Genomic DNA, 15,878 nt, shown 5'->3' with positions numbered 1-15,878 from the left:
AGCAGATAGGCTGTTTATGTTTTAAATGCTAAATGGCATAATCGTTACCAATTTTTATCCATCGCGGCCTCGGTCTCTACTAATTGCGTTAATATAGCTTTTAGCATTGCTTCCCGGGCCCATTGCTGCTCTATAAGCGTAGCATCCTGTTTGTACCAGGCTATCGCTTCGTTTATTTGTACACGTGTTTTGTAAACAAACTGCTTGTTAGGGTGCAGGCGCTGGCCTTCATAACTGTTTAGGTTTTCATCCTTAATTATCCTGGCAAAGTTTTTAACAGAGATGTCCAGCTGGAGGCAATCATCAAGGGAATTTTTAAAGTCCTGTTTATCTTCCAGCCAAAGGGTAAGCGTGTCATCCGTCAGGTCGTGGTCGGCAATGCTTATTCGGCTGTAATTATAATCAACGGTAATAATAAGCCACCATAGCTGGTCCTTAAGTTTTTGGGCGATTTTTATCATTGTTTTATTTAATAATGGTTAATATTCATAGAAAAGTAAGTCACTCACGCATTCGCCTCAAAAGGCGGCATCCACCCGGGTATATATTTTTGTATTGCGGCGATTTCATGACGGTACTTATCGCAAGCAGCTATATAGCCCGCAGCGCGTTTGGTTAATTCCCGACTAGTTGGCATGTGCTTGCCGTTTTTTTGTTTAGTGCGTAGGGCGGAGTATGCGATATACATAGGTTATTTAGATATTGATTTTAAATGACTGTAAACATATTGTTGTATATAGCTAAAGTATATTCTGTAAGTTCTGTAAAGCGATTATTTGTTTTACTGATTTTTAGTTTTAATTTAGCATTCGTCGAACAAACAAATATAAAGAAATATCTTTATTTAAATCAAGAAAAATCTTTAATTATTTTTTATTGTATGAATGACCTGTCGAAACCCAACAAAATAAAAACAGTACGACCTGAAACACTGGAGTTTATTATACTGTACAATCAACTAAGGGGTAAGGCATTTAATAATAATACCGAACTGGCTGAAGCTTTAAACTTCAACTCGGCCAGTTCCATTACCGAAATCATTAAAAGCCGCCAAAATATTGATCCCGAAAAATTGAAGGTATTTAAAGAAAAATATGCGGAGCATTTAGGAGGAAAAAAAAATACCGAGAAAGCTGTAGCCGCACGAAGTGAGGAGGGTATACCAATGTACGAAATTACCGCTACGGCATCTGGTGTTGAGGTTTATAATGATATAAATGATTCGCGCCCGGTGGGTCGTATGAATTTCCCGGGGATAGAGGAGTGCGATTTTGCCCTGCCTGTTTGGGGGCACTCCATGTATCCGTATTTAGAAAATGGCTGCTGGGTGGCACTGAAGATAATCAGCGATATGAAAATATTGCCCGGTGAGGTTTATTACATAGAGTGGGGCGATTACCGCATGTATAAGCGCCTGCTGGCCAGCGATAACCCGGAAGAAGTGATCGCTCACTCGGATAATGTAACAGAAATGGTTGCCGGCCGTCTAAAATATGCACCTTTTCCTATCCGCATAGATGAAATAAAAAAGCTATGCCTGGTAAAAGATATCCATAAAAAGCATAACCATTAGTGGAAACAACATACAGCAAAAGATACTTATCAAATTTAAAACCTGTTTACCGTACGGTGATATACTATGCGATATTACTGCCGGCTACTATAATGTTTAATACCCTGCCGGCTTTTAAAACAGGCCCCTGTACCCCTAACCTGGATTTACTGTCAGCTTTCATTTTATTTGTTGGCTCAATGGTGTTATTGATTTTATGCCTTATACGGCTTAAAAGAAAAGGCAAAAGCTATTTACCGTCAGTGCTATACATTCGTCTGTTTTTATAGCCTGTGTTTTAGATATTTAATAATAGGATAACAATTTAATGGAAAATCAATCTCCCGTCCGCCTTGCCACTTTACAAGACATACCCGCTATTATGCAGGTTGTAGCCGATGTTGTACCCATTATGCGTGCAGCAGGCAATTTGCAATGGGATGATACATACCCCAACCCGCGCGTATTTGAAGACGATATTAAAGCCGGCCAGCTTTGGGTGGCCGAAGTGGAAGGCCAAATTGCCGGTGTAACGGCAATTACTACCGATCAATACTCCGAGTACGCACAGGTGGGGCTTGATACCAGCGAAGAAGCTATTGTCACTCACCGGCTGGCGGTGAGCCCTCATTTTAGGGGCAGGGGCCTTGCTGCCGACCTGCTGTACCAGGCAGAACTTGTAGCCATTGAGCGTGGTATACCTATTTTACGCATAGATACCAACACCCAGAACCATGCAACACGGCAGCTCTTCCCAAAAATGGGATATAGTTTAAAAGGCGAAATAACCTTAGAGTTTAGGCCCGGTTTAAGCTTTGTTTGTTTCGAAAAGAGGTTGGATCAAGCGTCTATTCAAAATGCAGACTAAATGTAAAAGTATGCAGGGATAGCCGGCTAATAGGGTTTGCATAAGGCGTGTTTTCTGACAACAGGATATTGCCAAAGCTGTTGCTGAGTTTAATTTCCGGGGATAGTTTAAAATACTCAAAATAAATATCGAAACCAACGCCCGCTTCGTAAGAAGAGTACCCTTTTATATTCCTTAGCAAAAGCTCGGTAGGCGCAGTATTGGCATCATTTTTTTTGGAACCTATCGCCCCCGAATATTTTAAGCCACCCAACAGGTAAGCCCTAAAGTTGCCTATCCGGTCAGATTTTAATTTTAGCTGTAAAGGAAAATCAACGGTAGTGGTTTGTACAGGTTTGGTAACATCCTGCTCCGGTTGCTCATAAGCATAGCTTACGGCCCTGTCGGCAAATACCAGCGACGGTGTAATACGTGTCTCCAGGTGGTCGGTAATACGATAACGCGTTAAAAAACCAACGGCAAAGCCCGGCATGGGCTTAGAACTTATGGCAGTTAATTTACTGGTAGCATATTGGTTTAACCCTGAATCAAAAAAGGCATCGCGCCAGTACGGCTGCTTAATTATCTTAAAGCTGCTCTGGATGTATGAAAAGGAGAATCCGAAGCTAAGATCCTTGTTATCGGCACCGCCGCCCCACGCCTGCGCAAATAAAAGTTTGCTGCAGCCCATCAATATGATGGTTATGAAGAGGCGGGCTTTTATCATTTAATACCGGTGTAAATAGAACAGATACCAAACGCCAAAGGGCGACTTTTGGTATTTTTAAAGCCCGCTTTTCGCATCAGGTTAGTAAACGCTTCGCCGTCGGGAAAGGCTGCCACCGACTCGGGCAAATATGTGTACGCCCTTGCATCCTTTGAAAATAGCTTACCTATGCCCGGAGTAACGTAATTAAAATAAAAGGCGTAAAGCTGTTTTATGGGGAACCCTTTTGGTTTCGAAAATTCCAGTACAACTGCTTTGCCGCCCGGTTTAAGCACCCTGTGGATGTCGGCAAGGCCGGTTTCCAGGTTTTCAAAATTACGTACACCGTAGGCTACCGTAACCGCGTCAAACTCATCAGTATTAAAAGGCAGTTTTTCCGAATCGCCCAGCTTAACTTCAAATTTGTTGTTTAAGCCACGCTTGGCTATCTTTTGCTTCGCGATATCCAGCATACCCTGCGAAATATCCACGCCGATTATTTTTTTGGGCTTTAGGATAGATAACGCCTCAAAAGCAAAATCGCCTGTACCTGTAGCTACATCAAGGATCAGCTGGGGCTGGTCCTTTTTAAGCTCGTTAATTGCCTTTTTACGCCAGATAATATCTATCCCAAGCGACAAAAAATGATTCAGAAAATCGTAGGTTTTTGAAATGTTGTTAAACATATCGGCTACCTGCTCTTTTTTAGCGACTTGCTGGTTTTGGTATGGTGTTACGGTTTTGCTCATGACTATGCGGGCAAAGATAAGTATTGAGGCGCATAGTTATGGTTCATAATTAACGGTTGGCGTACGGCTCAACAAATTTGATTTTGTTATGAATAATTTTCATAAGTTTAAACCACCACTTTAAGCGCCAATCCTACAGCAAAAGCTATAAATATACTTAGCAAGGTTCCAACCAATAGATATTCAGTTTTAACTTCTTCGTTCGAACTATTGTAACGCAGGATGCTTTTTCCGGTTATTAATAGGCCTATAGCTTCATAATGGCCCTGGTATACCAGCAAGCATATTAAAATCCGTTCGATTATTCCAATGTACTTACCGGCGTTTTTTAACCCTGCAGGTACCGCCCATTGCCTGGTAGCCTGGCCAATAATAACTGACGAGGGTAAGGTTAAGAAAAACGCGGCGGCAGCAAATGTCCAAAACCGACTGCCGCTATAAAAAGCTGCAATTGCACCGGTACCCGGCCGGTGTTGCTCAAAAATAACAAGCCAGCAGGCTATTATTACCGCAAGGTGTAACAACTGGCCTATTGTAAAAGTTACGAAGTTATTTTTGGTATATAATTTTAGCACAGTAATTACATAATGGCTTATGGTGATAATTAAAACTACCGCCCAATAATTAAATCCAATAAGCAACAATGCTGCAAGGCCGGTAACCAGGGTATGCCAATACAAATACTTCGATCTAATTTTATGCTGCTCTATACCGGTAACCCACTTTTTGGGCTGCAGGGCAAAATCGCTTATCAAATGCGCCAGTATAAGTTTTATTAACCATATAATGCTTTCATCCATGTTGCAACTGGTTGGTTAGTATATCAAATTTATTAAGGATGTTTTCAATCTCGTCATACCGGGCCGTTTTTACGTGCTGGCTTATCGTAGCTGTTGTTTTATTTAACAGTCGGGCGGTTTCAACCTGGGTTTTACCACATAGTAACTGATACACAACCTCAGCCTGCCGCGCCGTAACCCGTTCCAGTATACTATCTAAATATTGGGCCATAATTTCGTAAGTAAAATCAGCCTCTTTTATACCACTTACAATATACAATTTATGAGACGTGTTTTGAAATTTATCAAAATATCTGCCCGAACTTATGAACAGCTCATCCATATTTGAGCCTAGTTTACCTGTATCACTATTCAATAAACCAATGCTAATGCTCATCCGTATATCAATGCGCTGTTTGTGGCTGTATTGGATAGCCAATAACCTGCTTTTTATACAATCCAATAAAGCATTGTCGGCTTTTTTAACAAATGCCTGAAAACTATCCCCGCGATAGATCTCTAAATTATCCTTTCCGAAAAGGGCGGTTAGGGCACTTATCAATTTTCTAAATGACTCTTTATCTAAAACGGTAGAGTTAACTATATCTGCTGTAATTACTGCATTCATATCTGGCTTAGTTACCTAATTTTTATAAAATTAGTATAAATAACCTAATAAACAAAAAATTAGCTTAAAAAGCCTAATATTGCTGTTGGTAGATATTGCACTTGAAATGTTTTATAAAAAACTATACCTTTCGCCTTTAAGCATCAAAGCTTCCTTATAAGTTCGTAACAATTAAATAACCTTAACGCGTAAACCATGAAAGAAAATTCTGAAGCATCCCGCAGGGGCTTTATAAAAAAGCTGGCTACCACCGCCGCTGCTGTTACCGCCGGAAGCAGCTTAATAGCTGCGGATAAGCACAGTTTTCATTACCTTAAACAAAAGTATAACCAGTACGGCCCTAACGACCAGGTTAATATAGCGCTGATAGGCGCGGGGGGCATGGGTACGCAGGATACCATAGTGGCCTTGCAGGTGCCGGGTGTAAAACTTGTTGCTGTTTGCGATTTGTATGATGGCCGTTTAAAGGATGCCAAAACACGCTGGGGAGCTGATATTTACACCACTAAAGTTTATAAAGAAATATTGAACCGCAAAGATGTTGACGCGGTAATTATAGCCACGCCCGATCATTGGCACCAGCAGATTTCTGTAGATGCTATGCACGCGGGCAAGCATGTATACTGCGAAAAACCAATGGTACACTCAGTTACCGAGGGCCCTGCGGTGATTAAGGCACAGCAGGAAACGGGCAAGGTATTCCAGGTAGGCAGTCAGGGGGTATCATCGTTAGGTAACGAAAAAGCACATGAGCTATTAAAAAGCGGGGCAATTGGCGAATTAAATTATGCCGAAGGCTTTTGGGCGCGCCGGGCGCCGGTTGAAGTGTGGCAATATCCTATACCCGATGATGCATCGCCGCAAACGGTTGATTGGGAAACATATGTGGCCAATACCCAAAAACGGCCGTACGATTCCAAAAGGTTCTTCCGCTGGAGAAATTATACCGATTATGGTACCGGTATGGCGGGTGATTTATTTGTTCACCTGTTTAGCAGTCTGCACTTTATTACCGGCTCAATGGGGCCAAATAAAATATATGCATCCGGCGGGTTGCGTTACTGGAACGATGGCCGCGAAGTGCCTGATGTGTTGTTAGGCACCTTTGATTATGGTAAAACTGTTGCCCACCCGGCGTTCAACCTGTCGTTGCGGTGTAATTTTGTTGATGGCACAAGCGGTACCACCTATCTTAAACTGGTTGGGAGCGAGGGCTCAATGGATATCACCTGGGACAGCGTTACCTTGAAGCGGAATAAGGTTATACAGTCGGACGATCCCTTTTATATCGAAAAGATGCGCAAAGCGGGGCAAACCGACTCGGGCCGGAAACATATTCTACCCCCTGAAGAAATTACTTTTAACGCCGAAAAAGGCTATCTGGGTGGCCCTTACGACCATATGAACAATTGGATAACGGCTATCCGTAACAACGGTAAAGTTACCGAAGACGCTGTTTTTGGTTACCGCGCTGCCGCACCCGCGTTATTGTGTAACGATAGCTATTATAAAAACAGCCCCATGTTTTGGGATCCCGAGAAAATGAAGATGGTTAAATCATAACAATACTTATGATGATGAAAACAAATTTTAAGGTATTAGGGCTTGCAGCAGCCATAAGCTTTGGCAGCATGCAAAGTTTTGGCCAGGTAAAAAAGGCTGGTTGGATAAGTTTATTTAACGGAAAGGACCTGCAAGGATGGCATGGCTATAATAAAAAGGGCGAGGTGAAGAACTGGGAGATCGAGGATGGCGCTTTGGTTTGCCTTGGCGCGGTGAAAGGTACTGATACAGGGGGCGATATTGTTAGCGACAAGCAGTTTGGTAATTTTGAACTTACCTGGGAATGGAAGATTGACAAGGGAAGTAATAGCGGCGTATTGTACCACGTTGTAGAATCGCCTAAATACGAGGCATCGTACCTTACCGGCCCCGAGTACCAGATCATAGATGATATAGGCTGGGTGCCTGATAAACTGGAGGAATGGCAAAAAACCGGCGCCGATTACGCTATGCACATCCCCAATTCGCAAAAAAAGATAATGCCGGTTGGGCAGTGGAACACCAGCCGCATTATATTTAAAAACGGGCATGTTGAGCATTGGCTAAACGGAAAGAAAATAGTTGAGTTTACCGCATGGGATGCCGATTGGCAAAAGAAAAAGGCCGAAGGTAAATGGAAAGACCATCCTGAATATGGCATGGCTAAAATTGGCCATATCGCTTTACAGGATCACGGTCATAAGGCTTACTACCGGAATATCAAAATAAGGCGGCTGTAAGGAAACTAAGCATCAGCATTAATTATCTGAAAAGGCTTGTCAATCGACAGGCCTTTTTATTTCGTCGATTATTGAACCCTGTTCGTCTGGTAAGTATTACATTGCCCTCAAATTGTCTACCATCGTTGCTTGTTTGTCTAATAGATTTCAGCTGTTTTTAAAATGCAGGTTTCTTTGTAAAATCTAAACCAGCATTATGATCCACCATAAAGATTTTTTCATTGTACTCATTCGTTTGTTCCTGGGCTACATTTTTTTGTCGTCAGGTTTATGTAAGTTAACCAACGGGCATTTCGGGCAAATAATCGGCCCGCCATTGTTTGAGGCTATGCTGGCAAAATATGGTTTAGCTTTATTTGCCCGGATAGTGGCTACTTTGCAGGTAGTGTGCGGCATACTGCTGCTATCGCAACGGTTTAGTACCATTGGTGCAATTATGCTTGTGCCTATGAATTTATCTATTCTTGCTGTAACTATCTCCCTTGATTGGCAGGGCACACCGTATGTTAATGGTTTCTTCACCCTGTTAAATGTGCTTTTACTTATTTATGATTGGCATAAATTAAAGATATTGGTAAACCCTAAACTGGCGTCATCGGTAAAGCCCACTGTTATAGATGCCCATACATATAATATATACAACATAGCGGGGGTGGTTTTTGCTGCAGTTGCAATTATTGCTTCGCGGTACGATATTATATTTACTAATGCCTTTGCCATAGCGGCATTTGTATGTTTTGGGTATGCTATAATACAGGTAAAAGCCGTTACCAAAATGCAGGCAATTATAGTGGCCCTGGTTATGTTGAATATGATAATGATAACGCTTGCGGGCAGGTTTGGCCTAATGGTGCAAAAGCTGGTTTTATATAATACGCTTGTTGTATTATTGCTGATAAGCCTGTCGTTTATAAAACGGCTTAATCCGGTAGATAAGCCGGCAGTAACTTAGCCAAACTATCCTTACGGTAAAAAGACAAATAAAGTCAACATAAAAACATAATTTCGTTGCCAATAGTTATTCATATCTATGGCAAAGATAGCACTGATAACAGGCGCCACCGCAGGGATTGGCGAGGCCTGTGCCCACACATTTGCGCGCGAGGGATATAACCTGATACTTACCGGCAGGCGTATGGAGCGCCTTGAAAAAATAGCGCAACAGCTGAATCATAAATACAATGTCGAGGTAGCTGTATCGTCATTTGACGTACGCAACCGCGATCAGGTTATTCAAAGCCTTGAAGGCCTGCCCGCCCACTGGAAAAAAGTTGACGTATTGGTTAACAACGCCGGCCTTAGTCAGGGGTTAGACCCTATTCAAAACGGTAGTTACGAAGACTGGGAAACCATGATAGATACCAATATAAAGGGGTTGCTTTATGTAAGTCGCGTAGTATCTAACTGGATGATAAAAAACGGCTACGGGCATATTGTTAATTTAGGATCGATAGCCGGCAAAGAGGTTTACCCTAACGGGAATGTTTATTGTGCTACCAAGCATGCCGTGGATGCCCTTAACAAAGGTATGCGTATAGATTTGAATGGCTATGGTATCAGGGTTACGGGCATACATCCCGGGGCCGTAGAAACGGAGTTTTCAGAGGTGCGTTTTAAGGGCGATAAAGAGCGCGCAAAAAAAGTATATGAAGGTTTTGAGCCACTGGCAGCCAATGATATAGCGGAAACAATTTGGTTTGTAGTATCGCGCCCGGCACATGTAAACATCAACGACCTGGTTATTATGCCAACGGCGCAGGCCACAGCAACTAATATATTCAGGAAGTGAGTTAAGTCGGAAGTCCGAAGTCGGAAAGTCCAAAGAAGATCGCAAAAACTAATAATTACAAATACATATTTTCCGGCTTCCGGACGTACCGGACCGTCGGAGTTAAAAACTTAAAACCATGTCATTAATAACGCAGATAGACCAGGATATAAAACAAGCCATGTTAAGTAAGCAAGCCGACAGGCTGAGGGGCTTACGCGCCATTAAGTCGGCATTGCTGCTGGCCAAAACAGAAAAAGGTGCTGCTGAAGAGTTAACTCAGGATGCCGAGATCAAAGTTTTGCAAAGGCTTATTAAACAGCGCAAAGAGTCTGCAGACATCTACAAAACTCAGGGCCGCGATGATCTTTATGATATAGAAATGGCCGAAATGTATGTAATTGAGCCTTACCTGCCCAAGCAGATGACCCGGTTTGAGATAGAAGGTTTTGTACAGAATGTTATAGAGAGGCTGGGTGTAACTTCGGTAAAAGATATGGGACGTGTAATGGGAGTAGCCAATAAAGAACTTGCCGGCCGTGCTGATGGTAAAACCGTATCAGAAGTGGTAAAACAACTATTGGGTTAGTTTTAGCGTAATTATTATTAAACAAAGCCTTGTAAACGGTTTTATAATTATAATTTTACAACTTTTGAGACCAAAAACAGGCGCGGCCTGATATATTTACATGATAACTCACATCCTTCATATATGAATTTTGCGCTTAAAGAAGAAAAAGGTTTCAGTTACATTGAAGAAGGCGAAGGCGAAACGCTGTTGCTGCTTCATGGGTTAATGGGCGCTTTAAGCAATTGGGACGAGGTGATAAAAGCATTTAGTCCAAACTATAGGGTCATTATTCCTGTTTTGCCTATTTATGATATGCCTTTGCTGACAACCGGGGTGCGGAGTCTTTCAAAATTTGTACATAAGTTCATAAAATTCAAAAAACTTAGCAACGTTATTTTGCTGGGTAATTCGCTGGGCGGGCATGTTGGGCTCATCTATGTGCTGGCGCATCCGGGGTATGTAAAGGCGCTGGTTTTAACCGGCAGTTCGGGTTTGTACGAGAACGCATTCGGCGGTTCCTTCCCGCGACGCGAAAGTATCGATTTTGTGAGAGAGAAAGTACAATACACTTTTTATGACCCCGCGATAGCCACGGACGAACTGGTGCACGAAGTATACCAAATGATAAATGACCGCCATAAGGTGATCAGGATATTAGCTATGGCAAAATCGGCCATAAGGCATAACATGAAAACCGAGTTGCGTAAAATTACCATGCCGGTATCGTTGATATGGGGTCGCGATGATAAGATCACTCCGCCGGAGGTAGCTGTGGAATTCAACGAGTCGTTGCCCAATGCCGAACTGCATTGGATAGATAAATGCGGCCACGCGCCCATGATGGAACGGCCCGAAGAGTTTAACAGGTATCTTGCAATGTTTTTAAATAAAATAAAAAAATAACCATGTATGCAATTGAGCTGATATCTAACGCTATGCCACCGGTACATACTTCTGATAGCATACAGAAGGTTTTTGACCGTATGGCAGAGTTTAAAGTTCGCCATTTGCCAATTGTTAACGAGGAGCAGTTTCTGGGTCTTATAAGCGAAGACGACCTGGTGGAAGAAAGCGACTTTAACGCGCCCATCGGCTCGCTTGCTTTATCGCTTGTTAACCCGTATGTACTGGAAGAGCAACATATTTATGATGTGATCAGATTGTTTTATGAACGACAACTGACCGTGGTGCCGGTGCTTAACATAAAAAAGGACTACCAGGGAATGATCTCCATCAACGCCATGAACGAGTATTTTGCCAAGCTTACTTCGGTATCCGAGCCGGGCGGCATAATCGTTTTAGAAGTTGACAATAAAAACAACTCCCTGGCGCACATGTCGCAGGTTGTTGAGTCTGATAACGCGCAGGTATTGAGCTCCTATGTGCGCACTTTCCCCGATAGCACCCGCATCGAAGTAACCCTGAAGGTTAATAAGCAGGATATTTCAAATATACTGGCAACGTTTTTACGCTACAATTACGATGTTAAAGCTACCTTTAACTTCACCGACCATAATGACAACTCCATGGATAGGTTTGATTCGTTCATGAACTACCTGAATTTGTAACGTTACCATATGAAGATAGCAGTTTACGGCAGGCAGTTTAATGATCCATCGGTGTTTCCGTATATCCGCCAGGTCTTCGATAGTCTGGCACAGCATAAGGTTGACGTTTATGTACATCCTGCGCTAAGCGATTACTTACAGGGAAATGTTGACATATCTGCATGTGCTACCCTTAATTGCGAAGAACCTATTAAAAACCATATCGATATTTTTTTAACGCTTGGCGGTGATGGTACCCTGTTGGATGTGGTGACCCTTATCCGCGATTCGGGTGTACCGGTTATCGGTATCAATTTTGGCAGGCTCGGCTTTTTGGCAAGTATCAACAAAAGCGATATAGCGGCTGCTATACACGCGGTTGTCAACCACGAATTTTCATTAGACAGCCGCGAACTGCTGGTCATCGATTCAGAACAAAACCTGTTTGGCGACAATAACTTTGCACTGAACGATGTAACCATTCATAAGCGCGACGATAGTGCTATGATAACCACCCACGTATCCCTTGACGGCGAGTTCTTAAACTCGTATTGGGGCGACGGTATCATTATATCAACCCCAACGGGGTCAACCGCTTATTCGCTAAGTTGTAACGGGCCTATCATTTTTCCGCAGTCAAACAGTATCGCACTTACGCCCGTTGCGCCGCATAATTTAAATGTAAGGCCGGTAGTATTGCCCGATACCAGCACACTTACGCTGGATATTGACTACCGCGGCAATAACTATATTGTATCGTGCGATAGCCGAACCGTTATAGTTAATAAGCCCATGCAGTTTAAAGTGTACAAGGCTGGCTTTAAGCTTAATTTAGTGCGCCTTAATAATGAAAGCTACTTATCTACGTTAAGGAAAAAGCTATTATGGGGTTTAGATGCCCGTAATTATTAAATTGCCTTTAATGCGTAAATTTCTTGTAGCTTTTTTACTATTGTTTATCACTATTAAGGTACAGGCCCAAACCTGGGAAATAGGAGGGGCAATAGGCGCCGCAGGCTACATTGGCGACCTGAATGTAAACAACCCCGTTAAACCCAGCGGCGGATTTGCCGGTTTGTTTGTGAAACGAAACTTTAACCGTTATTTGGGGGTAAAGCTAAGCTACAGTTTCGCGCAGATAAGCGGTGCCGATAGTACCTCGTCCAGCCGGCAATTTCGTGATCGGAACCTCAGTTTTAAAACGCCTTTGAATGAACTTAGCCTGATGGGCGAGTTTAATTTCATGAGCTATATACCCGACGCCGGCAAAAACAAATATACGCCATATATATACCTTGGCGCGGGTGTTACATCGTACGCCCCAAGGGCTGTGTTAGATGACAAGTTAGTAGGCTTAAGGGCCCTGCGCACCGAGGGGCAAAGCAACCCTTATGCAACCACCACTATTGTAATTCCTTTTGGCGCCGGCGTTAAGTACAATTTTTCGGGCAAGTGGACGGTAGCTGCCGACCTGGGATATAGGTACACCACCACTGATTACCTTGACGATGTAAGCGGCCTGTATGCAGATCCGTCCCGGTTATCGAGTGCCGCGGCCGTAAAACTGGCCGACCGATCGGGCGAAAAAACACATGTTTACATAGGGACTCCCGGTACTCAGCGGGGCGACTTTAAACCCCGGGATTATTACCTGTTTGTTGGCTTCACGCTTTCTTACACATTTGTAACATCTGCGTGCTATTACTAAAACGGACGGCATAGAATATTATTCTAAAAGAATAAATTAAACAAAATTTAATTTTGTTTAACGGAACAAAACAGTACATTTATACGTTTAATAATGAGTAACCTATTGTTTTACCTTAAACTGTATTGCCATGGCCGAATTAAATTCAACCCCCGAAAGATCAGGAAATAAAAATCGTTCAAAAAAACCTGCATTAAGGGTAGATCGTACCGCGATGGTGGATCTTGCATTCCTGCTTATTACATTTTTTATGCTTACCACGTCGTTAACAAAACCAAAAGCAATGAATATAGCTATGCCGGTGGGCGGCGAGCCGGCGGGTGCGGCAGAATCGCGTACCATGACCATCTGTCTTGGTAAAGACAATAAAGCCATTTATTATTTAGGCATTGCAGATAAGCCAGCTATCGCGCCGGCGATAACCAACTATAGCCGGAGTGGCCTGCGCCATGCTATACTTGAAACCCGGAGGCACGTACTGCAAAGCACCGGTAAAAGTATGATAGTGATCATCAAACCGTCTGATAAAGCTGTTTACGGCAACCTGGTAAACACGATCGATGAATTGAACATAACCGGGGTGCAGCAATACGCTATTGCCGATATAGTGCCCAAGGATGTTAGTTTGCTAAAGAAAATGCAGGCTTTTTGATAGTATCGAAAACTTGAATTTATCCGACTTTTTTCGGGCGTTTTTTGAAGAATCTGAAGGAAAGAGCTCTGGGCTGCAACGCAAAATATTTTCAGAAAACCTCCGATTGGTACCCCCTCTGATCGATAGCAACCGCACCTCCTCCGGCAGGTAGATTTTAAAGCCCCCATCCACCGGATGGGGGCTCGGTGTGAGGCTTCACGCCTTCCCGTACAATTTTTCTCGGGCGCCGCCTGATATTTTCCATTCGTTAAAGTTGAGATATGACGGCTGATATTCAATACCCGTTATGCCTTCGGCCTCCAGGTGTTGTTTGAGCCTTTCGGAAACAAGGTACATTACCCCGCCTTCAACGTTTTCTAATACCAAAAAATCACTGGTTATATTTTCCAGGATATGCACATTTTCGATGTAGATGGAATAAGGGTAACCTTTTTCTTTTATTATGGCTTTTTGCATAACAAAATCCTTATAAGTCAATACATCCAATTTTTTTACTTTGGTAAACGTCATCTCCATCAGGTAAACCTCTGCCTTTTTAAAATCTATGGCCTGCATATCAAATATATAGGGGTTCAGTACCCAATAGTCTTCTACCTGGCTCCCCTGGTAAATCACGGGGGAATTATAAATTTGCAGCCCCTGTTTGTCGGTAATCTCCAAAATGGCTTTCAATTTACCGCTTATCAATGGCTTTTTAGAAAATCCCATGCCGCCCGGATACATATAATCTGTAAGCTTTGCCTTTTTTGCCAGTATGGCCTTCGCGGTTATAGGGTTAAAGTTAACCTTTTTAAAGTCCACCGCCTCATGGTCAATAAACCGAGGCTCGTCCCAAACGCTACAGCTATATTCCGCATTTACCGTCTGAGGGTATTTGCCTGTTATTTTTCTATTTAGGCTATTTCTAAGGATGTAATAAACCATTGTATTAAAATAATTCTCTAAGCCTTCCCATATAACTGTTCCCGAAGGCCGCCTTTTGCCAGCCACTCATTAAAGGAAATATAAGATGGCTGATATTCTATTCCCGTGATGCCCTCAGCCTCCAGGTGCTGTTTGAGCCTTTCGGATACCAGATACATCACGCCGCCTTCAACATTTTCCAATATCAAAAAATCACTGGTTGTGTTTTCCAGGATATGTACGTTTTCAATGTAGATGGAATAGGGATATCCTTTTTCTTGTATCATTGCTTTTTGTTTAATAAAATCCTCGTAAGTCAATACATCAAGCTTTTTAATTTTATGAACATACTTTTCCATTAGATAAACATCCACATTTTTAAAGTCTATGGCCTGCATATCAAATATATAAGGATTTAACACCCAATAGTCCTCTATCTCGTTGCCCTGGTAAATAACAGGGGAATTGTAAATCTGCAGTCCCTGTTTGTCGGTAACTTCCAAGATGGATTTAAGCTTACCACTGATTAATGGCTTTTTAGAGAAACCCATACCGCCCGGATACATAAAATCGTTAAGCCTCGCCTTTTTTGCCAGGATGGCCTTAGCAGTTATTGGGGTAAAATTTACTTTTTCAAAACTTACCGATTCATGTTCTATAAACCGGGGGTCTTCCCAGCTATCACAACTATATACCGTATTTTCCACTTGCGGATATTTACCTAATATTTTTCTATTTAAACTTTCATTAAGAATATAATAAGCCATAGTGTTAAAATATTAAATCGTTAACATGTGTATTTGGATTTGCTATCATTTTGCTTTTAATTTCATTAATAAGATCTTCAATAGCGTCAGCCGTTGCCTCCGGCGACAGGTTTTTATCTATCAAGTTCAATCTTCTTGCAACTTTTCCATCATATACAGTATGGCTCCCCAAATGTACGGATGTATTTAAAGGTATGCCATTTAAGGCGCTGTTCATATGAAAAGCTTTTTTTGATTTGGCTGCTTTTTGTATAACTGCCTCTGTCTGTTTAGCCCAGGGTATTACGTGGTGGGCTATTCGCGCATCGCCTTTGGCCAGATTTAAAATTTTCCGTAGCTGTCCGCGGTCGCCAAAATGAACTATATCGCCAATTTTAACGGCCCATTTAAGCGTGGTTTTGGTGCCGTCGGCCAGT

General features: G+C 42.4%; 20 protein-coding genes. 12 read left to right on the top strand and 8 right to left on the bottom strand.

The features are described from left to right. Nucleotides 1-44: 44 nt before the first annotated feature. On the bottom strand, nt 45-461 hold the full coding sequence (locus HDC91_RS08175) for a hypothetical protein (RefSeq protein WP_162431343.1): 417 nt from the start codon (nt 459-461) through the stop codon (nt 45-47). Nucleotides 462-880: 419 nt separating this feature from the next. On the opposite strand from HDC91_RS08175, the gene HDC91_RS08170 reads away from it, so the two are divergent. Then, nucleotides 881-1,573: a S24 family peptidase gene (locus tag HDC91_RS08170; protein ID WP_183550335.1), complete on the top strand. Its 693-nt coding sequence runs from the start codon at nt 881-883 to the stop codon at nt 1,571-1,573. A gap of 307 nt (nt 1,574-1,880) precedes the next feature. Next, entirely contained in the window at nt 1,881-2,420 is a 540-nt protein-coding gene (locus HDC91_RS08165) for a GNAT family N-acetyltransferase (protein ID WP_183550333.1), read from the top strand. On the opposite strand, the gene HDC91_RS08160 is transcribed toward HDC91_RS08165, so the two are convergent. The 4 genes from HDC91_RS08160 to HDC91_RS08145 form a co-directional block, all read right to left on the bottom strand. Next, complete coding sequence (locus tag HDC91_RS08160) at nt 2,401-3,126, bottom strand: outer membrane beta-barrel protein (RefSeq protein WP_183550330.1); 726 nt, start codon at nt 3,124-3,126, stop codon at nt 2,401-2,403. The two genes, HDC91_RS08165 and HDC91_RS08160, sit on opposite strands and share 20 nt — an antisense overlap. Beyond that, nucleotides 3,123-3,854, bottom strand: a complete 732-nt coding sequence (ubiE, locus tag HDC91_RS08155; RefSeq protein WP_183550327.1) for a bifunctional demethylmenaquinone methyltransferase/2-methoxy-6-polyprenyl-1,4-benzoquinol methylase UbiE — start codon at nt 3,852-3,854, stop codon at nt 3,123-3,125. Before ubiE ends, HDC91_RS08160 begins: the two co-directional genes overlap by 4 nt. A 107-nt stretch (nt 3,855-3,961) precedes the next feature. After that, entirely contained in the window at nt 3,962-4,654 is a 693-nt protein-coding gene (locus HDC91_RS08150; RefSeq protein ID WP_183550323.1) for a DUF3307 domain-containing protein, read from the bottom strand. Then, complete coding sequence (locus tag HDC91_RS08145; protein WP_183550321.1) at nt 4,647-5,261, bottom strand: hypothetical protein; 615 nt, start codon at nt 5,259-5,261, stop codon at nt 4,647-4,649. The genes HDC91_RS08150 and HDC91_RS08145 overlap by 8 nt, the downstream gene beginning before the upstream one ends. Nucleotides 5,262-5,456: 195 nt before the next feature. Here HDC91_RS08145 and HDC91_RS08140 point away from each other — a divergent pair, with 195 nt between their 5' ends. The 10 genes from HDC91_RS08140 to HDC91_RS08095 all read left to right on the top strand — a co-directional run bounded on the left by HDC91_RS08140 (nt 5,457) and on the right by HDC91_RS08095 (nt 13,789). Then, on the top strand, nt 5,457-6,824 hold the full coding sequence (locus HDC91_RS08140) for a Gfo/Idh/MocA family protein (RefSeq protein ID WP_162431351.1): 1,368 nt from the start codon (nt 5,457-5,459) through the stop codon (nt 6,822-6,824). An 8-nt stretch (nt 6,825-6,832) separates the two neighbouring features. Beyond that, nucleotides 6,833-7,543 carry a DUF1080 domain-containing protein gene (locus HDC91_RS08135; RefSeq protein WP_221262128.1) on the top strand — a complete coding sequence of 237 codons (711 nt, stop codon included), beginning with the start codon at nt 6,833-6,835 and terminating at the stop codon, nt 7,541-7,543. A 196-nt stretch (nt 7,544-7,739) separates the two neighbouring features. Next, the gene (locus HDC91_RS08130; protein ID WP_183550318.1) at nt 7,740-8,495 is read left to right on the top strand and encodes a DoxX family protein; all 756 of its coding nucleotides are present in this window, start codon (nt 7,740-7,742) and stop codon (nt 8,493-8,495) included. Nucleotides 8,496-8,573: 78 nt separating this feature from the next. Next, nucleotides 8,574-9,332: an SDR family oxidoreductase gene (locus tag HDC91_RS08125; protein ID WP_183550315.1), complete on the top strand. Its 759-nt coding sequence runs from the start codon at nt 8,574-8,576 to the stop codon at nt 9,330-9,332. A 118-nt stretch (nt 9,333-9,450) separates the two neighbouring features. Further along, on the top strand, nt 9,451-9,900 hold the full coding sequence (locus HDC91_RS08120) for a GatB/YqeY domain-containing protein (RefSeq protein WP_162431354.1): 450 nt from the start codon (nt 9,451-9,453) through the stop codon (nt 9,898-9,900). A 123-nt stretch (nt 9,901-10,023) separates the two neighbouring features. Next, the gene (locus HDC91_RS08115; RefSeq protein ID WP_162431355.1) at nt 10,024-10,785 is read left to right on the top strand and encodes an alpha/beta fold hydrolase; all 762 of its coding nucleotides are present in this window, start codon (nt 10,024-10,026) and stop codon (nt 10,783-10,785) included. 2 nt (nt 10,786-10,787) lie between these two features. After that, the gene (locus tag HDC91_RS08110; protein ID WP_183550312.1) at nt 10,788-11,450 is read left to right on the top strand and encodes a CBS domain-containing protein; all 663 of its coding nucleotides are present in this window, start codon (nt 10,788-10,790) and stop codon (nt 11,448-11,450) included. Nucleotides 11,451-11,459: 9 nt separating this feature from the next. After that, a complete protein-coding gene (locus HDC91_RS08105; RefSeq protein ID WP_162431357.1) occupies nt 11,460-12,341 on the top strand; it encodes an NAD kinase in 882 nt (293 codons plus the stop codon). A gap of 10 nt (nt 12,342-12,351) precedes the next feature. Then, nucleotides 12,352-13,137 carry a DUF6089 family protein gene (locus HDC91_RS08100; protein WP_183550309.1) on the top strand — a complete coding sequence of 262 codons (786 nt, stop codon included), beginning with the start codon at nt 12,352-12,354 and terminating at the stop codon, nt 13,135-13,137. Between the two features lie 130 nt (nt 13,138-13,267). After that, entirely contained in the window at nt 13,268-13,789 is a 522-nt protein-coding gene (locus tag HDC91_RS08095) for a biopolymer transporter ExbD (protein WP_183550306.1), read from the top strand. A gap of 198 nt (nt 13,790-13,987) precedes the next feature. Here HDC91_RS08095 and HDC91_RS08090 read toward each other — a convergent pair whose 3' ends face one another. The 3 genes from HDC91_RS08090 to HDC91_RS19980 are packed head-to-tail and all read right to left on the bottom strand — an operon-like array spanning nt 13,988 to nt 15,745. Then, on the bottom strand, nt 13,988-14,716 hold the full coding sequence (locus HDC91_RS08090) for a hypothetical protein (RefSeq protein WP_183550303.1): 729 nt from the start codon (nt 14,714-14,716) through the stop codon (nt 13,988-13,990). 17 nt (nt 14,717-14,733) lie between these two features. Next, nucleotides 14,734-15,462: a hypothetical protein gene (locus HDC91_RS08085; protein WP_183550301.1), complete on the bottom strand. Its 729-nt coding sequence runs from the start codon at nt 15,460-15,462 to the stop codon at nt 14,734-14,736. Between the two features lie 4 nt (nt 15,463-15,466). Next, entirely contained in the window at nt 15,467-15,745 is a 279-nt protein-coding gene (locus HDC91_RS19980) for an AHH domain-containing protein (RefSeq protein WP_370576811.1), read from the bottom strand. Nucleotides 15,746-15,878 lie beyond the last annotated feature (133 nt).

Source organism: Mucilaginibacter sp. AK015 (assembly GCF_014200785.1).
In the GTDB taxonomy this organism is placed as follows: domain Bacteria; phylum Bacteroidota; class Bacteroidia; order Sphingobacteriales; family Sphingobacteriaceae; genus Mucilaginibacter.
The sequence above is the reverse complement of the archived record's forward strand: the minus strand, read 5'-3'. Positions and strand labels throughout refer to the sequence as shown.